Origin of the sequence: Brevibacillus sp. RS1.1 (genome assembly GCF_013284365.1) — a bacterium.
Taxonomy (GTDB): Bacteria; Bacillota; Bacilli; order Brevibacillales; family Brevibacillaceae; genus Brevibacillus; species Brevibacillus brevis_D.
In genome coordinates this window covers 1-23,673 of sequence record NZ_JABSVA010000004.1, presented here as the reverse complement: position 1 = coordinate 23,673, position 23,673 = coordinate 1, and the positions used below count along the sequence as shown (strand labels likewise).

At 49.1% G+C, this 23,673-nt stretch carries 21 protein-coding genes; 20 read left to right on the top strand and 1 reads right to left on the bottom strand.

Annotation, left to right across the window (positions count from 1 at the left end; genetic code table 11):
• Positions 1–303 precede the first annotated feature (303 nt).
• The 6 genes from ftsE (at position 304) to HP570_RS14450 (ending at position 7,875) form a co-directional block, all read left to right on the top strand.
• The gene (gene ftsE, locus HP570_RS14475) at positions 304–990 is read left to right on the top strand and encodes a cell division ATP-binding protein FtsE (RefSeq protein WP_015893511.1); all 687 of its coding nucleotides are present in this window, start codon (positions 304–306) and stop codon (positions 988–990) included.
• Positions 980–1,876, top strand: coding sequence for a permease-like cell division protein FtsX (gene ftsX / locus HP570_RS14470; RefSeq protein WP_015893510.1), 897 nt, complete (start codon positions 980–982; stop codon positions 1,874–1,876). Before ftsE ends, ftsX begins: the two co-directional genes overlap by 11 nt.
• Positions 1,877–1,903: 27 nt before the next feature.
• A complete protein-coding gene (locus HP570_RS14465) occupies positions 1,904–3,106 on the top strand; it encodes a murein hydrolase activator EnvC family protein (protein ID WP_173626180.1) in 1,203 nt (400 codons plus the stop codon).
• 92 nt (positions 3,107–3,198) lie between these two features.
• Entirely contained in the window at positions 3,199–4,668 is a 1,470-nt protein-coding gene (locus HP570_RS14460) for a S41 family peptidase (RefSeq protein ID WP_173626179.1), read from the top strand.
• A gap of 15 nt (positions 4,669–4,683) precedes the next feature.
• Positions 4,684–6,045, top strand: a complete 1,362-nt coding sequence (locus tag HP570_RS14455; RefSeq protein WP_173626178.1) for a PDZ domain-containing protein — start codon at positions 4,684–4,686, stop codon at positions 6,043–6,045.
• 129 nt (positions 6,046–6,174) lie between these two features.
• Positions 6,175–7,875: a hypothetical protein gene (locus HP570_RS14450; protein ID WP_309139198.1), complete on the top strand. Its 1,701-nt coding sequence runs from the start codon at positions 6,175–6,177 to the stop codon at positions 7,873–7,875.
• Positions 7,876–7,939: 64 nt separating this feature from the next.
• Here the strand turns inward: HP570_RS14450 and HP570_RS14445 are convergent, their stop codons facing one another.
• A complete protein-coding gene (locus HP570_RS14445) occupies positions 7,940–8,872 on the bottom strand; it encodes a flagellar hook assembly protein FlgD (protein ID WP_015893505.1) in 933 nt (310 codons plus the stop codon).
• A 180-nt stretch (positions 8,873–9,052) separates the two neighbouring features.
• On the opposite strand from HP570_RS14445, the gene uvrB reads away from it, so the two are divergent.
• From uvrB to hisIE, 14 genes are all read left to right on the top strand, one after another.
• Complete coding sequence (uvrB, locus tag HP570_RS14440; RefSeq protein WP_173626174.1) at positions 9,053–11,029, top strand: excinuclease ABC subunit UvrB; 1,977 nt, start codon at positions 9,053–9,055, stop codon at positions 11,027–11,029.
• 15 nt (positions 11,030–11,044) lie between these two features.
• Positions 11,045–13,912, top strand: coding sequence for an excinuclease ABC subunit UvrA (uvrA, locus tag HP570_RS14435; protein WP_173626173.1), 2,868 nt, complete (start codon positions 11,045–11,047; stop codon positions 13,910–13,912).
• A 65-nt stretch (positions 13,913–13,977) separates the two neighbouring features.
• Positions 13,978–14,607 carry an HD domain-containing protein gene (locus HP570_RS14430; RefSeq protein ID WP_142497922.1) on the top strand — a complete coding sequence of 210 codons (630 nt, stop codon included), beginning with the start codon at positions 13,978–13,980 and terminating at the stop codon, positions 14,605–14,607.
• A gap of 39 nt (positions 14,608–14,646) precedes the next feature.
• Positions 14,647–15,015, top strand: coding sequence for a phage holin family protein (locus HP570_RS14425; RefSeq protein WP_064200491.1), 369 nt, complete (start codon positions 14,647–14,649; stop codon positions 15,013–15,015).
• 155 nt (positions 15,016–15,170) lie between these two features.
• On the top strand, positions 15,171–16,106 hold the full coding sequence (gene hprK, locus HP570_RS14420; RefSeq protein WP_015893500.1) for an HPr(Ser) kinase/phosphatase: 936 nt from the start codon (positions 15,171–15,173) through the stop codon (positions 16,104–16,106).
• 15 nt (positions 16,107–16,121) lie between these two features.
• Positions 16,122–16,625 carry an acyltransferase gene (locus HP570_RS14415; RefSeq protein ID WP_015893499.1) on the top strand — a complete coding sequence of 168 codons (504 nt, stop codon included), beginning with the start codon at positions 16,122–16,124 and terminating at the stop codon, positions 16,623–16,625.
• 181 nt (positions 16,626–16,806) lie between these two features.
• Positions 16,807–17,982 (top strand): ATP phosphoribosyltransferase regulatory subunit, encoded by a 1,176-nt coding sequence (locus HP570_RS14410; protein ID WP_173626172.1) that lies wholly within the window; start codon positions 16,807–16,809, stop codon positions 17,980–17,982.
• A 3-nt stretch (positions 17,983–17,985) separates the two neighbouring features.
• Positions 17,986–18,633 (top strand): ATP phosphoribosyltransferase, encoded by a 648-nt coding sequence (hisG, locus tag HP570_RS14405; protein ID WP_173626171.1) that lies wholly within the window; start codon positions 17,986–17,988, stop codon positions 18,631–18,633.
• A gap of 19 nt (positions 18,634–18,652) precedes the next feature.
• Positions 18,653–19,951: a histidinol dehydrogenase gene (gene hisD / locus HP570_RS14400; RefSeq protein WP_173626170.1), complete on the top strand. Its 1,299-nt coding sequence runs from the start codon at positions 18,653–18,655 to the stop codon at positions 19,949–19,951.
• Positions 19,948–20,547 (top strand): imidazoleglycerol-phosphate dehydratase HisB, encoded by a 600-nt coding sequence (gene hisB / locus HP570_RS14395; RefSeq protein ID WP_173626168.1) that lies wholly within the window; start codon positions 19,948–19,950, stop codon positions 20,545–20,547. The genes hisD and hisB overlap by 4 nt, the downstream gene beginning before the upstream one ends.
• Before the next feature lies 1 nt (position 20,548).
• Positions 20,549–21,163, top strand: coding sequence for an imidazole glycerol phosphate synthase subunit HisH (hisH, locus tag HP570_RS14390; protein ID WP_173626167.1), 615 nt, complete (start codon positions 20,549–20,551; stop codon positions 21,161–21,163).
• The gene (hisA, locus tag HP570_RS14385; protein WP_173626166.1) at positions 21,160–21,909 is read left to right on the top strand and encodes a 1-(5-phosphoribosyl)-5-[(5-phosphoribosylamino)methylideneamino]imidazole-4-carboxamide isomerase; all 750 of its coding nucleotides are present in this window, start codon (positions 21,160–21,162) and stop codon (positions 21,907–21,909) included. Before hisH ends, hisA begins: the two co-directional genes overlap by 4 nt.
• Positions 21,899–22,657, top strand: a complete 759-nt coding sequence (gene hisF, locus HP570_RS14380) for an imidazole glycerol phosphate synthase subunit HisF (protein WP_173626165.1) — start codon at positions 21,899–21,901, stop codon at positions 22,655–22,657. The genes hisA and hisF overlap by 11 nt, the downstream gene beginning before the upstream one ends.
• The gene (gene hisIE, locus HP570_RS14375; protein WP_173626164.1) at positions 22,654–23,298 is read left to right on the top strand and encodes a bifunctional phosphoribosyl-AMP cyclohydrolase/phosphoribosyl-ATP diphosphatase HisIE; all 645 of its coding nucleotides are present in this window, start codon (positions 22,654–22,656) and stop codon (positions 23,296–23,298) included. The genes hisF and hisIE overlap by 4 nt, the downstream gene beginning before the upstream one ends.
• Positions 23,299–23,673 lie beyond the last annotated feature (375 nt).

Below are 23,673 nucleotides of genomic sequence, written 5' to 3'. Positions count from 1 at the left end.
TTATCACACTCATTGTAGCCAACTGTTTTCCATGATGCTAGGCGGGAATGTGCAATCTTAATATCTCCCTAATTCGTGACAGTTGTTAACAATCGAAGCTGTTTCGACAAGAAATGAGAGATTTAGTGGATACCATCCGTGAATCGTGGTGGTATAATGGATAAGATGGGAAATCCCGCTGTTTTTCAGCAAGGTATGGCAGCGCTTGCTAGTGGGTAGAGGGGTTTTGTCGATTTTACCGTTAACAAAAAATCAGGATCAAGATACATAGACAAGGATCTGACGAAGTAGGATGTGATTGGCTTGATCGAAATGTTCGATGTATGGAAAACATACCCGAATGGAACCAATGCTTTGAAAGGAATCAATATTCGGATTGAGAAAGGTGAATTTGTGTACGTAGTAGGCCCCAGTGGTGCGGGTAAATCTACGTTTATCAAATTGATGTACCGTGAAGAGAAGCCGACGAAAGGACAAATCTTTCTGGGTGGCTTCAATGTCAGCAGAATCAAAGAGCGTCAAATACCATTAGTCCGCCGCAGTATCGGTGTCGTGTTCCAAGACTTCAAGCTGCTGCCGACGTTAACCGTGTTCGAAAATGTCGCATTTGCGATGGAAGTAATCGAGAGCAATCCGAAACAAATCAAGCCGCGCGTGATGGATGTTTTGGGTCTCGTAAAGCTCAAGCATAAAGCCAAAATGCTACCAAGCGAGCTGTCCGGTGGTGAGCAGCAACGGGTTGCCTTGGCACGCGCATTGGTGAATAGTCCGGGAATTATTATCGCGGACGAGCCAACGGGGAACCTGGACCCAGAGACCTCTTGGGAAATCATGAAGCTTTTTGAAGAAATTAATCAGCGTGGAACGACAGTCGTTATGGCTACCCACAATAGAGAAATTGTAAACACCATGAGAAAACGGGTGGTTGCGATCGAAGCAGGCCAAATTGCCCGTGATGAGCAGAGAGGGGAATACGGTTATGAAGATTAGGACGCTGGGGCGCCATGTCCGTGAAGGGGTCAAAAACCTCGGGCGGAACGGCTGGATGTCGTTCGCTTCAATTAGTGCCGTGACCATTACTCTCTTTATCTTGGGAGTTTTCCTCATTCTGGCGATGAACGTCAATTACTTTGCGCAAACCGTGGAAAAGCAGGTAGAAATCCGCGTCTTCATGGACTTGCTGGCGACAAAAGAAAACATCACACAGGTTGAGAACAACATCAAGAAGCTTCCGCAAGTGGAGTCCGTTTCATTCATACCGAAAGACGAAGGGCTGAAGAAATTTAAAGAGAGCCTTGGTGAAAAAGCGTATTTGTTTGAAGGATTGGAGGAAAGCAATCCTCTGCCGGATGCGTTTACCGTAAAAACGAAGCAACCGCAAGACACTGCTGCTGTTGCTGCTCAAATTAAAAATATCCAGTATGTCAAAAGCCTAACCTACGGGGAAGGCACTGTGGACAAACTGTTTTCCTTGACTGGAGCAGTTCGTAATGTCGGGATTGCCTTTATTATTGGACTTGGTTTTACCGCGATGTTCTTGATTGCCAACACGATTAAGCTGACAATTGTGGCACGTCGCAGAGAGATTGAAATCATGAAGCTGGTTGGTGCCACGAACTGGTTTATCCGTTGGCCATTCTTTGTGGAAGGGCTCATGATGGGTGTGGCAGGGGCATTGATTCCGACCATTATGTTAATGGTTGGGTATTACTACCTCCTGGATGCCATTCACTCCAGTTTTGAAGCTTCCCAACTGTTTAAACTGTTGCCGCTATTCCCGCTCGTGTATCAAGTTGCGTTGGCTTTGCTGGCGATTGGTGCATTCATCGGGATTTGGGGAAGTTTGGTGTCCGTACGTCGCTTCTTGCGAGTTTAATAATTTGAAGAGCGTGGGAGGAGTATCATGAGAAAGAGAATCCTGCTAGCACTCGTAATCACTGGGCTTGTAGTCGGTACGGTGCTCCCGACGAATGTGAGCTTGGCTGCGCCTAGTAAGGCCTCTTTGGACAAGATTAATCGAGAGCTAAAAGAAATCCAAAAGAAGAAGAAAAGCCAGCAGCAGCAAATGAAGAAGACAGAAGAACAGATCAATGTCGTGCAAAAAGAGAAAAAGGGCTTGGAAACGCAATTGATGCAAATCGATTTGCGTCGCAACGATACACAGAAAAAGCTGGACAAGCTTGAGCAGCAAATGGAAGATACCAAGGAAAAAGCAGCAAACGCGCAGGATAAGCTGGATGAGGCAAAGGATCGCGTGGCGAAAAGGGATGCCTTGCTCAGAACACGTGTGACTTCCATGTACGAACGCGGTACGGTCTCCTATTTGGATGTCCTTCTCGGTTCCTCTGACTTTGGGGACTTTTTGACGCGTATGCAGGCCTTGCAGCTTATTTTGGAGCAGGACACGCGTATTTTAGAGGATAACATTCGCGATAAGGAAACCATCGAGACCAAAAAGAAAGAAATTGATCATCAGCTGACTGTGTACGCTGGGATGTTCGATGAGGCTGAGGAGCTCAAAGTCGAATTGGACAAGCAGTACAAGCAAAGTTTAGTGGTCAAGGCTGAACTGGATAAAAAAGAGTCTGCTCTTGAAGTGGATTTGGAGCAGTATGGGCAGGAGCTTTTGGCTATCACCAAACAAGAAGCAGCCAAATATTCGGAGCGAGTACGTGCGCTGAGCGCATCCAGTACAGGCTACAAGGGTGGAAAGTTTGGTTTGCCTGTCGCAAGTGGGCAATTCCGCTTCACTTCAGGCTTCGGAGTGCGGTCCGACCCGTTTACAGGCCGTTCAGCTGGGCATAATGGTGTAGATATGGCAGCACGGAAGGGAACGCCAATTTTGGCTGCGGCTGACGGAATTGTTCTCTTTGCAGGATATAACGGCGGCTTCGGGAATACAGTAATGATCAAGCATAACGCAGAATATACCACTCTGTACGGTCATATTCGCGAGGGAGGTATCAAGGTTTCAGTTGGGCAATCCGTATCGAGAGGTCAAAAGATCGCAGAGGTAGGATCAACAGGTCGCTCAACCGGAAATCACGTACACTTTACCGTCTATAAAAACGACGTAGCAGTTAACCCAATGCCGTACTTGAAGTAGACCCTCGTGCGACCAGACAAATATTGTGAACGGAACATGCATACACTAGCAGCATATCTTTTTCCGGTAGCACAAAGGATGGTGACGTAACAGTGAGATGGAAAGGACGTACCGTAATCGCGCTTGTACTCATCTCCATGGTAGCCAGTAGTTTTGTTACGATGGCGATCATGAAGACATCGGCTAGCGCCAGTTCGAGTCAAGGTGGGGCTTTAACAGCATCCAGCATGGCGCTGTTTTCTGGAAGCGGAGATTATCCGAAAGAGTTCCAGAAGCTGTACGAGGCGTTTTCAGCAATCAAGAAAGATTACATCCAAAATGTCACCACTGAGCAGTTAGTAGAGGGTGCAATTGGCGGAATGGTCGGGTCGCTTGAAGATCCGTATAGTGATTACATGGACCCTCGCTCTGCTGAGGAGTTCACATCTACCCTACACTCGACTTTCCAAGGGATTGGGACAGAGGTAACGATGCAAAATGGTCGGGTAACGGTTGTTTCCCCATTCAAAAACTCCCCAGCGGAGCGTGCGGGGCTGCGTCCAAACGACCAAATTTTGAGCGTAAATGATGAATCCCTTGAAGGATTGGACCTGCATCAGGCAGTGACGAAGATTCGTGGTCCAAAAGGAACGAAGGCGGTTCTCAAAGTAGTGAGAGCCGGAGTACCAGAGCCTCTTACCATTGTGTGTGTACGTGACGATATTCCGATTGAGACGGTAAACAGTCAGATTATCGAGAAGAACGGTGTTAAAGTAGGGGTAATCAACCTTACCCAGTTCTCTACAGACACAGCTAAGCACTTCAAAGAACAGCTGGCTGCTCTTGAGCAGAAGGGGATTGGCGGTCTGGTAATTGACGTTCGAGGCAATCCGGGCGGGTATTTGCTGGCTGTGAAGGAAATCGGCGAAATCCTCGTACCGAATAAAGGCAAGATCGTACAAATCGAGTATGGAAATGGCGGACAGCAAAAAGAAGAGTATTTCTCGACTACAGAAGCTGCCAAGCCTTATCCAATCTCGGTACTGATTAATGGCGGAAGCGCCAGTGCATCGGAGATTCTCGCGGGTGCTCTGCGAGATAGCGGCAACTACAAGCTGGTCGGTGAGAAGACCTTTGGTAAAGGAACCGTTCAGAGTACCATGGAAATGAACGACAAGAGCCAATTGAAGCTGACGATTGCCAAGTGGATCACACCGAGTGGGGATTGGGTCCATAAAAAAGGCATTAAGCCAGACTTTGAAGTTAAGCAACCTGACTATTTCAACGCAACTCTGCTGCCGGCAGATAAGGTATTGCAGCGCGACATGGCTGGTACTGACGTGAAAAACCTGCAGCTCATCCTGAAAGGCTTGAATCTGTCCACAGGACGAGAAGATGGCTATTTTGATGAAAAGACAGAGGAAGCAATCAAGCAGTTCCAAACCTCCAGCAAGCTTGAGGTAACTGGCAAAGTAGACGCGAAGACACGCTCTTCGCTGGAAGAAAGTCTCCGTAAAACGATGACGAAGCCAGAGAATGATCTGCAATTGCAAAAAGCTCTGGATGTAGTCACGGGCAAGTAATGAATAATCAAGAAAATGGAAGCAGGTAATTCCCTGCTACCCGTAGAAATGATAACCACGGCAAATCAAATGCCGTGGTTTTTCTTTCCTTTAGTTGAGGTGAGGCAATTGGCGATACAGGCAGATATGCTTACCATTGCATATGGCTTTGCCGCATTTTTTATCAATCCTGTCTTCTATCTCTTTCTGGTTTTTATTTATTTGCATTATCGCAGACAGATGAATCTGGAAAGGCAGCTTTTTTCTGCACGCATTCAGTCCCCCTTGCTCTCAACGATTCGGGCTGTAGGAATGGGCTTGGTGGGAGGCTTGCTGATTTCTCTTCTTAGTGCAGGACTCGGCGTGGTCGTGCAAGCACAGGATTTGTGGATACTATGGGGATTGGCGCTCATCTTGGCGCTGATTCGTTTACGATTTCTCTGTTTCGCATATGCTGCCGGGATTTTGGCGATTTTACACGCGATCACACTGGTTATTCCACCGGTTACGGATGTTCCAGGATTGAGCTATATCTGGGAAATGATTCGTCAGGCGAAACCATTGCCATTGCTTGCGTTAGTTGCGATCATGCATCTAATTGAAGCGATGCTCGTACGCTGGAATGGCGGGCGAGACGCTTCTCCACTGTTCGTGGAAGGGCAGCGTGGTCGGATTGTCGGTGCCTATTTGCTTCATTCTTTTTGGCTGACGCCAGCCGTGCTGTTCGTACAGATGGAGCCTGGTGCTATCAGTGGTGCGTTGTATCCGGGGTGGCCGTTCTTTTCGCCCGAAGTCGCTTCTTTCGGACTGATGCTTCTGCCCACAGTGACCGGATTCTCTGATATGACGCAAACGATGACTCCGTATAGAAAAGCAACGCAGGTTGCAAAAAATTTGACGCTGTATGCGCTCATTTTGTTGGGATTGTGTGCTCTGACTGTATGGTTCTATCCGTTGATCATGCTGACCGCGATCTTTGCACTATTCGGTCATGAGGCGCTGTTTTTCTGGAGTCAGTATCAAGAAAGAAAGCGTACGCCTTATTTCATCCAGTCTTCGCGCGGTGTAAAAGTAATGGGTGTCATTCCGGGAACGAGAGCAGAGGAAATCGGCATTACGCCCGGTGAGATTATCGTGAAAGTAAATGGCATTTCGGTGCGGGAAAAAGAAGATTTATATCCAGCACTACAAGCCAATCCTGCCTTTTGTAAAATGGAAGTACTCACGCATGAAGGTGAGCTGAAGTTCGTACAGTGTGCGGTCTATGCGGGCAATCATCACCAACTGGGGATTATTGTGGTTCCAGATGCCAATACCCGTGCATTTGTTGATTTGAAACGCGCCAGTGTAGTCGAGCTGATCAAGCAAAAGCTGGAGAAGCTAAATGTAGGAGCATAAGGATAGTTGGGAGAAGGTATGCAGGCAAACGTGCATACCTTCTTTTTTTCGAGATAAGCTTGTCCAATGGGAAACTTACTGGTAGCTGTTGCGTCTCAATGTAGGAGGAAAAAAGAGGGAGTGGGTTCGGTGTTGAAGGTAAAAAGAACGGTCTCGTGGTTTTTGTCGGGTACATTAGCTGCTACCACGGTTTTTGCCGCACCCTTATCAGGAGCAGGCGCAACGACAACTGTGACCGTAGCACAGGCCCAATCGGTTGTAGCTGTACCGATGCATGTGACGAAAGGTGTCCAAAAGCTAGTCAAGCTTTTGCCGGAGCTGTCTTCGCGCTTTGTCGTTTACGGTGGCGATGTAGATGGACCTGGTGTTAGCGGGGTAGTGGTCACGTTTGCACAGTCTGCTGCTGAGGCTGAGTCGTCCATGGATGATGCGATTTTTGACGGACAGACAGGGGAGTTGCTCCGACTGAATCTTACCCCGAAAGCAGCAACAAAGCCTGCCTACCCGACTGAGCAGCAAGCCAAAGCACGTGCGCTAGCTTTTGTCGCTGGATTGCAGGAGACTGGCACAGGAAACAACTATCAAGCGAGAGAGGTTTATAAAAATAAGGATTTATTGACGGTTCGACTGGTGCGAGTTCTGAATAATGTGGTGCTCGATGACGATTATGATTGTCTCGTCAGTTTTGATGCATCGGGAAGAATCGTTTGGTTTTCCACGTTTGATGGCAGGCTATACGAAAAAGTAAGTCCCTCTTCACTCCCATCTCCGCAGCGTGTCATCTCCTCCGAACTAGCTGTACGAAAGTGGCAAGAAAGCCGGCCATTAGAGCTTGTTTATTTATTGCCCATTCATCATCAAAGCGAACAGGTAGAAGCAAAGCTCGCTTATGTCCTGAAAAATGGAGTCATAGCGCAACAACATACAGGTAGTGCATTGGATGCCTTCAGTGGCAAACGATTGGTAACAGCGAATTCCCGAGCGACAACCAACCCGGCTCAGACCATCAATGTGACTGGAACAGGTGAGAAGTGGGTAGCGCAAACAGAGGCACAAGCCCGTGATTTATTACGCATATTGTTTAGACTCGAAACAGAAAAGCTGCCGCTGTCCATCTACGAGGCGAGTTACGATGATGGTCCAGCCCGTCGTTATTTCATTTGGGGGAATTTTAGTGAGGGGGTTCCCGATGCTGACAAGATATCTCGAATGGCTACCTTTCCTGAGGGAAGCACTAACGGTGAGCAGCATCATCTCCTCGTGACGGATGCAAAGTCTGGTGAACTGCTTGCATTTTCCACAAAGGTGAATAATCCGCAATGGTCTAATGTGAAAACGGATAAGAAGCGGGATCGGATGGAAGCGGATAAGCTTTTGAAAAGACTGACTCCGTCTGGAAACAATCAGATCCAAATAACGGAGGATGGAGATGAAAGGTACACCTCAATCATAGCTGATCCCCTTGTAAACGGCATTCCAGTTTATGGGGTCAATCAGAGTGTGGAGAACGGGATGTATACGATTCGGATCGATTCATGGACGGGTACATGGGATCAGGTGAGCATAAACAAACCGCCCAGTGTCAAATACCCTGCCCGTTCTCAAGCCCTTAAAGAACAAGTGGCTATGACCCGATTACTGCAAACCTATCCACTTGAGCTGACCTATATCCACCAGCCAGATTATAAGAAAAACACGATTACCTGGAAACTCGGCTATGACCTTTCGTTTCGCCAAACTCGCTCGCATTGCTTCTGCGGGGGAGAATCTAAAGTAGATGATACATTTTATGTGGATGCGATAACCGGAAAAGTGATCGTAAACGAATAGGAACTTGTAAAAGAAAAAGCCGCCTTCTCCGATTTCGAAGATGTGCGGCTTTTTGGATAGGATTCTAGGCAGTTGCTTCGAATCCTGTGATTTGATTGAGAGCGACTTTCTTATCATCCTGGAGGACGAATTCAACGACTCCGTTTTTCATGCTGACAGCTTTGACCACTCCGGAAAGAGGAGTATTGGTAGTGGTGCCGTCCGGGTTTGTCTGAGACTGGTTGTACGTGATATTGTAGCCGATCATTTGCGCATAGGCAAGGGAGTTGCCCATTGTTCTGTTTTCAGGTTTCACCGTCATGCCTACGATTTCTTCGGCTTTTACGGTTGATCCATTATCCAGTTGGAATTGTGCGGTACCGTTTTTTGTGGTAAAGCCAGTGATGACGCCATTCAAGATTTCATCAACCTTGGAAATGTCGTTTTTGGTATCTGGATTGCCATCCCGGTCGACTTCCTTTGTTACTTTATAGGAAATCTCACGACCGATCATTTCCATGTACTTCACGCTGTTGTCGAGCGTATTGCCGGCCAGACCTTGCGATTCCAATCCGGAGACGTCTGCCAGCGGAATCGGTGTCGATTCGCCTGCGATACGGAAGTAGATTTTGCCTTGATCCATGTAGACGGCATCAAGTACGCCTTCTTTCTTCTCCGTCTTAGTTTCTCCCGTCATCTCGTCTTTTGTAGTGAGGGAATACGAAGCAGTACGACCTACCAGCTTTTCATACTTATCCAAAGTGACCATGCTGTTGTTCGATTGCTCCATCAGCGTGGTCATTTTTGTGATTTTTTCTACCATGGTCAGCATACTTGTTTGCTGGATGAACTGAGAGTTGTCCATGGGGGACATAGGGTCCTGATGCTTTAACTGCTCCAGCATGAGCTTCATAAAGGCATTTTGGTCGAGCTCCGTGCTGAATTCCTTTTTGCCTTTATAGCTCATATGCGGTTGTATATAAGGGTTATTTTTGACGGTTGTTCCGTTATCTGACATGTCAATCCTCCCTGAAGGTGGCGAGTCTATCTGCGTATGTTTGTACTTCCTTCATCTTATATCGGAAAAATCGGTGGAAAGATGAAGACAAACGTTTGTTCGAATTTTGGGCTTAAACTAGCCGGAATTGTGTTATAATGGAAGTAGAAACAGTCATGCTATGAGGAGATGAACGAGGGAATGGAGCGTTTTGAATTGGTATCGGAGTTTCAACCGTCCGGTGACCAGCCAACCGCCATTGCCGAGCTGGTGGCAGGGTTACAGGCTGGCAAGCGACACCAGACATTGCTGGGTGCGACGGGAACGGGAAAGACTTATACGGCTGCCCAGGTAATTGCTCAGGTGAACAGGCCAACACTCGTGATGGCACACAACAAAACTCTGGCCGCTCAGCTTTGTGCAGAGTTTAAGGAGTTTTTCCCGAACAACGCGGTGGAATACTTCGTCAGCTACTACGATTACTATCAACCCGAAGCATACATTCCCCAATCAGATACGTTTATTGAAAAAGACTCGAGCATCAACGAGGAGATCGACAAGCTCCGTCACTCGGCTACCAGTGCGCTGTTTGAACGCCGAGATGTAATCATCGTTGCCTCCGTCTCCTGCATTTACGGATTGGGTTCGCCCGAGGAGTATCGGGAGCTGCTCTTGTCTTTGCGTGTTGGTATGGAAACAGGACGGGACGAGATATTGCATCGTCTGGTCGATATCCAGTACACACGCAACGACATCAACTTCACGCGCGGTACGTTCCGTGTGCGGGGTGACGTCGTGGAGATTTTCCCTGCCTCAGAGAGTGAGCAGGCGATTCGCGTTGAGTTTTTTGGAGATGAAATTGAGCGGATTACTTCGATTGACGTGCTGACCGGCGAGATTTTGGGACAGCGTGATCACATTGCCATCTTCCCTAAATCTCATTATGTGACACGCGAGGAGAAAATGAAGCTGGCTGTCCAAAGCATTGAGGCCGAGCTGGAAGAACGACTGAAAGAATTCCGTGATGCGGGCAAGCTCCTGGAAGCACAGCGACTAGAGCAACGCACACGGTACGATATTGAGATGATGATGGAGATGGGCTTTTGCTCCGGAATCGAAAACTACTCGCGCCATCTGACGGGACTGCCTGCCGGGCATGCTCCGTATACCTTGCTGGATTACTTCCCAGATGATTTTATCGTCATGATGGATGAGTCGCATATGACCTTGCCACAGGTGCGAGGGATGTATAACGGTGACCGCGCACGGAAGGATGTACTGGTCGAACACGGATTCCGTCTGCCCTCTGCACGCGATAACCGCCCACTCAAGTTCGAGGAGTTTGAAGCAAAGCTAAAACAAGCGATCTACATTTCGGCTACACCTGGTCTTTATGAGCTGGAACATAGTCCGGAAATGGTGCAGCAGGTGATTCGTCCGACAGGCTTGATTGATCCAACGATTACGGTACGTCCGATCAAAGGACAGATAGACGATTTGATTGGCGAAATTCAAGCCACGATTGCGAAAAATGAGCGAGTTCTCGTCACGACTCTGACGAAGAAAATGTCTGAGGATTTGACGGACTATCTGAAAGAAATCGGAATCAAGGTCCGCTATCTTCACTCGGATATTAAAACGATTGAGCGGATGCAGATTTTACGCTCATTGCGTTTAGGTGAGTTTGATGTGCTGGTCGGGATCAACCTCTTGCGGGAAGGTCTGGACTTACCGGAAGTATCACTCGTGGCGATTTTGGATGCAGACAAGGAAGGCTTCCTTCGCAATGAGCGCTCGTTGATTCAGACAATTGGTCGGGCTGCGCGGAATGCTGAGGGACGCGTTATCATGTACGCGGACAAAATGACAGATTCGATGGCCTCTGCGATTCGAGAGACAGAACGCCGTCGTTCCATTCAGATGGCTTACAATGAAGAGCACGGCATCACGCCGCAAACCGTGAAAAAGTCCGTCCGCGAAGTAATCGAGGCTACCAAGGTAGCGGAGGAAAAAGCGGATTACTTGCCACATGCGGACTTCAAAAAAATGCCGAAGAAGGATCGCGTGGCTGTCATAGAACGTATGGAAGAAGAAATGAAAGAAGCGGCACGCAACCTCATGTTCGAGCGTGCGGCCGAATTGCGTGATTTGATTCTTGAGCTGAAGGCGGAACTCTAAGGAGAGGTTTTTTTCATGCCATTAGAACATATTGTCGTAAAGGGTGCACGTGCCCACAATTTGAAAAATGTTGATGTAGTCATTCCGAGGGACAAATTCGTCGTTTTGACGGGTTTGTCTGGCTCGGGTAAGTCATCGCTTGCTTTTGACACCATTTACGCAGAGGGACAACGACGCTATGTCGAGTCTCTGTCTGCATACGCCCGCCAATTTCTCGGGCAAATGGACAAGCCGGACGTGGATTCGATTGAGGGACTTTCCCCTGCAATCTCGATTGACCAGAAAACGACGAGCCGCAACCCTCGCTCCACGGTAGGTACGGTTACGGAAATCTACGACTATTTGCGCCTTTTGTATGCGCGTGTCGGTAGAGCGGTTTGCCCGGAGCATGGCATCGAGATCCAATCCCAGACTATTGAACAAATGGTCGATCGACTATTGGAGTATCCTGAGCGCACGAAAATGCAGATTCTAGCTCCTATGGTGCAAGGACGCAAGGGAGAGCATGTCAAGCTGCTGGAGGACATCCGCAAGCAAGGCTTCGTCCGTGTGCGGGTCAATGGTGAAATTACCGATTTGTCCGAAGATATCAAGCTGGAAAAGAACAAGAAGCATAACATTGAGGTTGTCGTTGACCGGATCGTCGTGAAGCCGGATGTACAGGCGCGTCTCGCAGACTCCTTGGAAACGGCACTTCGTTTAGCAGATGGTAAGGTCATCGTCGATGTGATGGAGCAAGAAGAGCTGCTGTTCAGTGAAAAGCATGCTTGTCCGGTATGCGGATTTTCCATTGGAGACCTGGAGCCGCGGATTTTCTCCTTTAACAGCCCATTTGGTGCTTGCTCAGAGTGCGATGGATTAGGTGTCAAACTGGAGGTCGACCCGGATATGGTCGTCCCGGATGCGACGAAGACGCTCGATGACGGGGCGATTGGCGCATGGGAGCCGAAGACTTCGACGTACTATCAACAATTGTTGGAATCAGCTTGCCGCCACTTTAACATTCGAATGGATGTGCCATATGAGGAGCTTACGGCAGCGCACCGACAAATCTTGATGTACGGTAGTGAAGGCGAAAAAATTCACTTCCGCTATGAGAACGAGTTCGGGCAAGTACGCGAGGCAGTCGTTCCGTTCGAGGGTGTCGTCATCAATCTGCAACGACGTCATCTGGAGACCAGCTCGGATTACATCCGCGAGCAAATTGAAGGATTTATGAGCCAAAAGGCGTGTCCTGTCTGCAAAGGCCAACGTTTGCGTCAGGAGAGCTTGGCGGTTAAGATCGGGGAGCGTAGCATTTCCGAGCTGACTACGCTTTCTATTCTCGATGCGCATCAGTTTGTCGATGGCCTGGAACTGACAGAGCGGGAAACAAAGATTGCGAACCTGATCGTAAAAGAAATCAAGGCAAGACTGAACTTCTTGATTGATGTCGGACTGGATTACTTGACGCTGAGCCGTGCGGCGGGAACACTGTCCGGGGGAGAAGCGCAGCGGATTCGGCTGGCTACGCAGATCGGTTCTAGTCTGATGGGCGTTCTCTACATTTTGGATGAGCCGAGTATCGGATTGCATCAACGGGATAACGCGCGTCTGATCAAGACGTTGGAGCATATGACCAAGCTGGGGAACACATTGATCGTCGTCGAGCATGACGAAGATACGATGATGGCCTGCGATTACATTATCGATATTGGCCCGGGCGCCGGCATACATGGCGGTCAAATCGTAGCGGCAGGAACTCCGGATGAAGTCATGAAGGACCCTAACTCCTTGACGGGTGCCTATTTGAGTGGGCGCAAATTCATCCCTGTTCCGCTGGAGCGTCGTAAGCCTTCGGACAAATGGATCAAGATTGAGGGCGCGAAGGAAAACAACCTGAAAAACGTCACTGCGAAGCTTCCTCTTGGCGTTTTTGTTGCCGTAACAGGTGTATCTGGCTCAGGAAAAAGTACGCTGATCAATGAAATCTTGCAAAAGACACTGGCACGCGATTTGAATAAGGCAAAGGTGAAGCCAGGTGAGCATCGTCGCATCCTGGGACTGGAGCATTTGGACAAGGTGATCGACATCGATCAATCTCCAATTGGACGTACACCACGTTCCAATCCAGCGACATATACAGGTGTCTTTGATGATATTCGCGACCTGTTTGCTTCCACCAACGAAGCCAAAGTGCGCGGCTATAAAAAAGGTCGCTTTAGCTTTAACGTCAAGGGTGGCCGTTGTGAAGCGTGCAGCGGTGACGGGATTATTAAAATTGAGATGCACTTCTTGCCGGATGTGTATGTGCCTTGCGAAGTTTGCCATGGCAAGCGCTACAACCGCGAGACGCTCGACGTGAAGTACAAAGGCAAGAGTATTGCTGATGTTTTGGAAATGACGATCGAGGATGGGGTAGAGTTTTTCCGCAATCTGCCGAAGATTGAGCGCAAGCTGCAGACCATCGTAGACGTAGGATTGGGATATATGAAGCTGGGGCAGCCTGCTACCACCCTCTCTGGTGGGGAAGCACAACGCGTCAAGCTAGCCTCTGAGCTGTATCGACGCAGCACAGGACGAACTCTGTACATTTTGGATGAGCCGACAACCGGTCTGCATACAGACGATATCGATCGTTTGTTGAAAGTACTGCAGCGATTGGTGGAAAACGGAGATACGGTGCTGGTCATCGAGCACAATCTGGATGTCATCAAAACGGTGGATTACATCGTAGATTTGGGGCCAGAGGGTGGTACACGTGGCGGAGAAATTGTCGGAACGGGTACACCAGAGGAAGTGGCAAAAATGGAGGGCTCCTACACGGGTATCTATTTGAAGCCGATTTTGGAACGCGATAAAGAACGGACGAATGCCAAGCTAGAGCAATTCGTTTCAAAGTAATCGAGAGACTGCCTCCCTGATTCAGGGGGGCATCTTTTCTACGTGAGCACAAAGGGGGAGAAAAGATGGATTACGTGAAGGATTCTATTGCCGCACTACCTGCCGAGCTAGTGGCAGAAGCACAGAAGCGCTTTGATGGACAAGATCCTGCACACGATTGGCAGCATAATTTGCGTGTGATGGCAATGTGTGAGCGGATTGGCCACGAGGAAGGGGCAGATATGGAAGTGCTGCGCCTCGCTGCTTTGCTGCATGACATCGGGAGAGCAGAAGAACGGCAAACAGGAGAGTGTCATGCCGAAATCAGCGCAAGACTAGCAGGGGAATGGCTCGCCGAACGCAGTATGACGGAGGCCTTCATCTCACGTGTGCAGTCTGCGATTCTCGCCCATCGTTTTCGCAAAGAACGACCTCCACATACCCTAGAAGAAAAGGTCTTGTTTGATGCCGACAAGCTGGATTCGATTGGGGCTATTGGAGTAGCGCGGGTTTTTGCTTATACTGGGGTTATTGGGCAACCCATACAATCGGATGACCCCAATCAGCATACGCCTTATAAGGAATACACGTGGAAGCTGCAGCGCATCAAAGACATGCTCTTCACCAAGACTGCCCAGAAAGTCGCCGAAGACAGACATCGATTCATGACAACGTTTTTTGAACAATGGGAATGGGAAGTAAAAGGGATTCGCTAATTGTTGCGCGAAGGCCAGACTGTATAGGGGGAATACACCATGAGCCGCTGGATAATCAAAATGCTTTTAAATGGGGCCGCGCTGCTTTTGATCAGCAATTGGTTCCATTCCATTTATGTCGCGAATTTCACAGTAGCACTATGGGCTATATTGATTCTGGGGATGGTCAACACAGTGATTCGGCCGATTCTGCTGTTTTTTACTTTTCCCTTGCAAGTATTGACGATCGGTTTGTTCTGGTTTGTCATTAATGCCGTGACGTTTGCATTGACTGCCTACTTTATTGATGGATTTGAAGTGGGACCATGGCCTGATAACATTGGCACGGTCATCGTGGCAGCAGCACTGATGAGTATTTTTGGCTACCTCATTGAAGTTGTGGTAGGGACGAGAAAAGAAAAGAGGTAGTATGTTTGAAAAAGCCCCGTATTCTCTCAAACGAGTAGCGGGGTTTTTGGCTAATCAGGATGCTCGGTCTTATGAGGTTGTCGTAAGCACAAAGGTTTCGTTACAATAGAGACACAACCATAGGGACGGAAAATCCCATGTGAGGGGGAAGCTTCATGCGTAAGACGAATGTGAGCCATTTAGTGGATCATTTCAATATGACGATTTTGAGCGGAGAAGAGGGCTTGGGTCGTGAGATTACCGTAACGGATTTGAGTCGTCCGGGACTGCAGTTAGCCGGTTACTATTCGTACTTTGCGGAAGAGCGGATTCAATTGTTCGGTTTGACGGAAATCAACTTTTTTCAAACGCTGACTCCAGAGGAACGGCTGGAACGGATGAATTTTCTCATGCAAAGTCAGGTTCCTTGCTTCTGTGTGACCCGTAATCAGATGGTGCCTGAAGAGATGATTGACGTTTCCAATCGGTTGGGGGTACCTGTACTTCAGTCCCCTCTGGCAACGACGACGTTGGTCGGGAAAGTAACCAACTTCCTGGAGAATCGTCTTGCCCCAACGACGACGATTCATGGGGTACTCACAGACATTTACGGCGTCGGTGTTTTGATTATGGGATCAAGCGGAATCGGGAAGAGTGAAGCTGCGCTTGAGCTTGTTAAGCGCGGACACCGACTCGTAGCAGATGACGCAGTGGAGATTAAGCAGACGCAAGGGGGGCAGCTAAGCGGTAGCGCTCCTGAGCTGATTCAGCATCTCTTGGAAATCCGTGGTGTAGGGATTATCAACATTATGACGATGTTTGGTGCAGGTGCTGTGCGCAATGTGAAAAACATCGAGATGGTTGTCCAGCTAGAGCTGTGGGAGCCACATAAAATGTACGAGCGGTTGGGACTCGATGAGGAAACATTGAAGATCATGGATACGGAAATTCCGATTATTACCGTTCCTGTTCGACCAGGACGAAACTTGGCAGTCATCATTGAGGTTGCAGCGATGAACTTCCGTTTGAAACGGATGGGTTATAACGCCGCGATGCACTTCACACGGAAACAGTCGAATGCCATTTTAGAGGATGCCGATTCTGACTTGTAGGAGAAAGAGACGCATATGAGGAAGACAACACGTTATCCCGTAAATGGGGTAAACCCGCTTTGGCACATGTATCGAACGGTAAGCTTCTGGAAAGTCATGAAAAATTTTATCGTCATCCAACTCTCCAGATATACGCCGATTGTTTCATGGAAGAACTGGATGTTTCGCACATTTTTGCGTATGGAAGTAGGGCAGCATAGTGCGGTTGCGTTGATGGTGATGATGGATATCATGTTTCCCGAGAAAATCAAGATCGGTCGTAATTGCGTGATCGGTTACAATACGACCATACTTGCCCATGAATATTTAATAGATGAATACCGTTTGGGAGAAGTGATTATTGAGGATGCTGTCCTGGTGGGGGCCAACACTACCATTTTGCCTGGAGTAACGATTGGAAAAGGGGCCATTGTCGCAGCGGGAACGGTTGTTCATAAGGATGTCCCGCCTGGTGCCTTTGTAGGTGGGAATCCCATGCAGCTCATTCGAATGAAAGCTTCAGAGGAAGAAGTCTTGTAGTGTCACTTCCATTATGATCAGCCGTCAGGTGCTTATCCTGGCGGTTTTTTGTTTTGTGTTAAATTTTCCGACTATTCTTATCTTGGTTGACCTAAGATTCTCGACGTGGTAATCTTCTTCATAACACTTTAGTTTGTTACCATATTAGCAGAGTAAAGCGAATGTGATGGAGGGAACAAAGATGGCAAAGCCGTTGGGATTTGAAAAGCCGCTTGGGATGCGGGACATACTGCCGGAATCACTGGCGAAGCAACGGCACTTGGAGCGGGAACTGCGGCAGTGTATCGAGAGATGGGGCTATGACGAAATATCCACACCCTCTCTGGAATACTTCGATACGGTAGGAGCCGCAAGTGCGACGCTGACAGATCGGATGTTTCGCATCCTGGATAAACAAGGTCACACCGTAGTCCTGCGGCCGGACATGACGACGCCAATTGCGCGGGTTGTTTCCTCCCTTTATAAAGATGTTCCATTGCCGATTCGGTTGTATTATCAGGCAAATGTGTTTCGGGCACAAGAAAAGGAAGCGGGACGGAATGCGGAGTTTTCTCAAACCGGGATCGAGCTGATCGGAGATGCGTCTGTCGATGCGGATGCAGAAGCCATTGCGCTTGCGGTGGTTTGCTTGCGGGTAGCTGGTGTGGAAACGTTTCGGATTGCCATTGGACATGTCGATTTTGTAGACGGTCTTTTGGAGGAAGAGATTGAGGATGAGCCTATTCGCAATCAATTCCGCCAGTTTTTGTACGAGCGAGACTTCGTTGGCTTCCGGCAGCTACTCGCGACAGTAAACATTTCGACAGAGGCAAAAAGCCGATTGGAAGCCTTGTTACGGTTGCAAGGGGGAAAAGGGAAAATCGAGGTCGCCCGCAAACTGGCAGGCAACGGAAAGGCAGGGAGGGCAGTCGAGACGATTGCTTCCTTGTGGGAGTCGTTAGAAGCCTACGGGGTGACAGAAGATTTGTTGATCGATTTCAATCTGATCATCAACTTGAACTACTATACAGGCGTCGTTTTTGAAGGATACGCTGCTGACTTGGGCTCCCCGCTATTGGGCGGAGGACGCTACGATCAATTACTCTCCCAATTTGGGCGGGCTGCATCCGCTACAGGCTTTGCGATCAAAATGGATCGGCTGCTTCAGGTCACTCCTTCGGTAAAAAGGCAAGCACCTGCCCGCGTTTTGCTTGTTTACACGGAGGATTGCCGCGGCACCGCTTTGGCAGAGGCACAGCTATTACGTGAAGACGGGCTCGTAGTAGTGACACGTCTCGTCTCCAAGATAGATGAGAAACAGGTTGGACAAGAAGCGGGATTTACCAAGGTCATTTGCATGACACAACAGGAGGAGTAGGAGATGGCACTCACGAAAAACGACCAAAAACTGACGATCGCCATGCCAAAAGGGCGGATTTTTGAAGAGGCCGTCCACTTTCTCCAACAGGCTGGCTTGCAGGTCACTGCGGATCTACAAGATTCGCGCAAACTGATCATCCCTGTAGAAAATGCCAAGCTCGAATTCATTATGGCGAAGCCTGCCGATGTTCCTACTTATGTCGAGTATGGGGTGGCTGACGTTGGCGTGGTCGGTAAGGATGTTTTATTGGAAGAAGAACGAGATGTTTACGAGCTGTTGGATTTGCATATTGGCTATTGTCGCATGATGGTAGCGGGTCTGCCAGACTGGAAACCGACGGAAGCTCTGCGTGTTGCGACGAAATATCCGAAGATTGCGTCACGTTATTTTCGTGAGCAGGGACAGCAGGTTGAGGTAATCAAGCTGAATGGTTCAGTGGAGCTTGCACCAATGATTGGGCTGGCTGATCGGATTGTGGATATTGTCTCAACTGGGAGGACATTGCGGGAAAATGGCTTGGTCGAACTGGAGAGCATTTGTGAAATTACGACGAGGCTCATTGCCAATCGAGCCAGCTATCGGATGAAAAGTGAAGCGGTGGATGAGATCGCCGGAAAATTTTTAGAGGTCATTCCTCGCGGGAACTAGAGAAGAAGGGGAGACAGCTATGCGTATCAAGTCAGCCAGCCAGTATGAAGGGAAACGATCGGTAGACGCTGGGACGAGAGAACAGCAAGAAGCGGTGAAGGCGATCCTCACCTCGGTTCGCCAGCAAGGCGACGAGGCGTTACGCTATTACACAGAGCGATTTGATCGTGTGCTTCTACAAAACTTCCGTGTGAGCGAAGGAGAATTTGCAGAAGCAAGTGAGCTCGTTTCTTCACAAGTCAAAGCGGCATTGGAAGAAGCAGCCGAAAACATTTGGACGTTCCATGAGCGACAAGTGCGCCAGTCCTGGTTTACTACCAAAGAAAGCGGCACATTGCTGGGCCAACTAATACGTCCATTGCAGCGCGTAGGGTTGTATGTTCCAGGCGGAACGGCAGCTTATCCATCCAGCGTATTGATGAATGCCATCCCTGCCAAAATTGCAGGTGTTCCAGAAGTCGTTATTACGACGCCCCCAGGAGCGGATGGGAAAATCAATCCGGCGATACTCGTTGCAGCTCAAATTGCAGGTGTGACTGAGATATACAAGGTAGGCGGAGCGCAGGCGATTGCGGCATTGACCTACGGGACGGGGCAAATCAAGTCAGTCGATAAAATCGTTGGCCCCGGTAATATTTTCGTGGCACTGGCAAAGCGAGAAGTATTCGGATTGGTCAGTATCGACATGGTGGCAGGGCCTAGCGAAATTGCGGTGATCGCAGATGAAACAGCCAACCCGCGTTACGTCGCGGCAGACCTGCTGTCTCAAGCTGAGCATGATCCGATGTCAGCCGCTATATTGGTTACGACATCGCAAGCGCTGGCGGAGCAGGTGTCACAGGAAGTAGAGCGACAGCTTGCCGATCTTCCACGCAAATCGATTGCAGAAGCGGCGATACGCGACTACGGGGCTATTTTACTCGTCGCCGATTTGGAAGAAGGTTTTGCTGTCATTAACCGCATCGCACCCGAGCATTTGGAAATCATGATGGCGGAGCCGTTTGAGCATCTCGGAAAAGTGGAAAACGCAGGTGCGATTTTCCTCGGCCCATACAGCTCAGAGCCAGTCGGCGATTATTTTGCTGGTACCAATCATGTAATTCCTACGAATGGAACGGCGCGTTTTTCCTCGCCATTATCCGTCGATGATTTTATCAAGAAGTCGAGTGTTATTTCCTACAGCAAGCGAGATTTGCGGGAAAATGGACATAAAATTGTGGCGCTGGCAGAGCAGGAAGGATTGTCTGGGCACGGTCGAGCGATCCTTGCGCGTTTGCGAGATTTTGAGACCGAAGAGCAGGAGAGTGAAAAGAGATGAGTGAAGGGAAACAACGTGCAGCACAGATTGAACGCAATACGAATGAGACGCAGATCGCGCTTTCCTTTGCTGTAGACGGTGCGGGTGAGAGCAAGCAAAACTCAGGTGTACCATTTTTGGATCATATGCTAGACCTGTTTACCCGACACGGACATTTCGACCTGACTGTCAAGGCAAAGGGAGATATCGAAATCGACTATCACCACACGGTTGAGGATATCGGGATTTGTCTTGGGCATGCTCTGCGGGAAGCGTTGGGAGACAAAAGAGGCATCAAGCGTTATGGAAATGCGTTTGTCCCGATGGATGACGCGCTCGCACAGGTCGTCATTGATATCAGTAACCGTCCTCATCTGGAATATCGGGCTACGTACCCGACGAATATCGTTGGTCAGTTTCCGACGGAGCTGGTGCACGAATTTTTATGGAAACTCGCACTGGAGGCGCGGATCAATCTTCATGTGATCCTGCACTACGGTCACAATACGCACCACATGATCGAGGCGATTTTCAAAGCGCTGGGCCGTGCACTGGATGAAGCGACGACGATCGATCCGCGTGTAAAAGGGGTCCCGTCAACAAAAGGGGTTTTGTAACATGATCGGCATCATCGATTACGGCATGGGGAATCTGTACAGCTTGAGCAAGGCGTTGGAAAGATTGGGCTATTCGTATGAATTCGTCTCTCAAGCAGAGCGTCTGCAAGAATATAGCGGGTTGATTTTGCCGGGGGTCGGGGCGTTCGGAGATGCTATCGCCAACATTCGTGAGCTCGGATTAGAGCAAGCAATCAAAGGATACGCAGCAACAGGTCGTCCGATCTTGGGCATTTGTCTCGGCATGCAGCTTTTATTTGAGCAAAGTGCGGAGCATGGCGAGCATACGGGCTTGGGACTGCTCGGTGGTGAGGTCGTTCGTTTTCGCGGGGATTACAAGGTACCGCACATGGGCTGGAACCAACTGATGATCAAGCAAAAGCAACCGTTACTAAACGGTGTGCAGGATGGCGATTACGTCTATTTTGTCCACTCGTATCATGTTTTGTGCGAGCCTGATGTCTTGCTTGCGACGAGTGACTATCACCAGGAGGTCACAGCCATTGTAAATCGTGACAACGTATACGGTATGCAGTTTCACCCGGAAAAGAGCGGAGAGACAGGAATGCTGCTGCTGCGCAACTTTGCCGTTCAATGCGAGGGGGTTTTGACATGAGCTTTATTGTTTATCCGGCGATCGATATTCGCGGGGGCAAGTGTGTTCGACTTTTCCAAGGAGATTACGGGCAAGAGACAGTGTACGCCGATTCACCGCTCGCGATGGCGAAACGCTGGGTAGAGCAAGGGGCGTCCTGGGTTCATCTCGTAGATTTGGACGGGGCAAAGGAAGGCAAGCCTGCAAATGCAGCGATCATCAAGGAGATAGCGCGCTCGATCCCTGTACCCGTGCAGGTTGGGGGCGGCATTCGGACAGAAGAGCAGATCGCGGACTATTTGGAGGCGGGCGTCGCGCGAGTGATCGTCGGGACTGCTGCGATCGAAGACGAGCCTTTTACGAAGCGAATTCTTCAAAACGATGGAGACAAGATTGCGATTGGTCTGGACTGCCGGAATGGACTGGTGGCTACCAGAGGTTGGTTGACCACGACAGATGTGCAAGCGACAGAGCTTGCCAAGCGGTTGGTTACGTTTGGCGCGGAGACGTTTATTTATACCGATATCGCCCGTGATGGCACGATGACAGGACCGAATGTAGAAGAAATTGCCGCCTTGGCGATGGCTACAGGAAAATCGGTGATAGCTTCGGGAGGTGTCAGCCAACTGGACGACTTGTTGACGCTGGCTACCCATGCTTCGGACGGAGTCTCTGGCGCCATTGTTGGCAAAGCACTCTACACGGACGCTTTTACATTGGAAGAAGCGCTCCAGCGTATGGAGGGGCGTGAATCCTATGCTGGCTAAACGAATCATCCCGTGTCTTGATGTAAAAGACGGACGGGTGGTAAAAGGCGTGCAGTTCGTCGGACTTCGCGATGCAGGAGACCCGGTTGAACTGGCAAAAAAGTATAGCGACGAGAGAGCAGACGAGCTGATCTTTCTCGATATTTCTGCGTCCCATGAAGGACGCAAGACGATGGTGGATGTCATCGAAAAAACGGCCGCAAACATTACGATTCCTTTCACGGTTGGCGGTGGCATTAATAGCGTCGACGATATGAAAAGGATTTTGCGTGCGGGTGCGGACAAAATCTCGTTGAATACAGCGGCTGTTTTGCGTCCGGAATTGATTCGCGAGGGAGCGACAGTCTTTGGCTCACAATGTATCGTCGTGGCGATTGATGCGAGAAGTGTCGGGGAAGATCGCTGGGAAGTGTATACCCACGGTGGACGGAATGCGACGGGTAGGGACGTCATCCGCTGGGCACAGGAGGCAGAAGCGCTGGGAGCGGGTGAAATTCTTTTGACCAGCATGGACGACGATGGGGAAAAGAAAGGCTTTGGCCTCGAATTGACCAAGCGGGTATCAGAGGCGGTTGGAATTCCGGTCATTGCTTCTGGTGGAGCGGGCTTGAGGGAGCATTTTTACGATGTGCTGACGCAAGGAAAGGCAGATGCCGCCCTCGCCGCTTCTATTTTTCACTATGACGAGACGTCGATTCAATCAGTCAAAGAGTATTTGCAAACCAAAGGAGTTGTCGTACGACCATGAAAGGAGCAGAAGCGTTTGCCGTGGAAAAATTGCGTTTTGACGAAAAGGGTTTGATTCCTGTCATCGTGCAGGATGCCGGAAGCAAGACGGTCTTGACGCTTGCCTATATGAATGAGGAATCGCTACAAAAGTCATTGGCGACCAAAGAAACATGGTTTTGGAGCCGTTCCCGACAACAATTGTGGCACAAGGGCGAGACCTCGGGTCATACACAGCGGATCGTCTCTATGCGGTATGATTGCGACGGAGATGCACTGGTTGTAATGGTCGAACCGAATGGGCCCGCATGTCATACGGGAGCGTATAGCTGTTTCACGCAGGAGGCTCTCACCGATACAGATGATGAGCCAGTACAAGTAGAGCGGTTTGCCATCTTAAGTGAGCTCGAGGAACTAATTGCCGCGCGGGAGGCAGAGCGCCCGGAAGGCTCCTACACCACCTACTTGTTCGAAAAAGGCGTAGATAAAATCCTGAAAAAGGTCGGGGAAGAGGCTGCCGAGGTCATTATTGCAGCGAAAAATCGAAGTCGCGAGGAACTGCGGTACGAGGCATCTGATCTGATCTTCCACTTGATGGTTTTGTTACGCGAGCAAAAGCTGCCACTGGATGAAGTACTGACGGAGCTTCAGAGGCGTCGTTAAAAGATAGCCCAAGCATGAATATAGTAGAGATATTTAATAGAAAGAGCGGGATGTTTTTCTCGCTCTTTTTCCTTTCGTATCGCGATATTTTAGCTGTTTCTCGTTTTTTGATAAAAAAACTTTTAAAATTACTCTTGATTTAGAATTTTATATGTGATAGATTATTCCTTGTCGCCAAGAACAACGACAAAATACGAGAAAAGAAAACGAGATTCGATAAAAAACTTCTTGACTCGCTAATAACGAACGTGATAAGATGTAAGACGTTCGACAAAAAATGCTCTTTGAAAACTGAACAGCGAAAGCGTTAATGAGTCTATCATTAAAAGATTTGCCAGCTTTGAACCAGCAACAAACTTTATTGGAGAGTTTGAT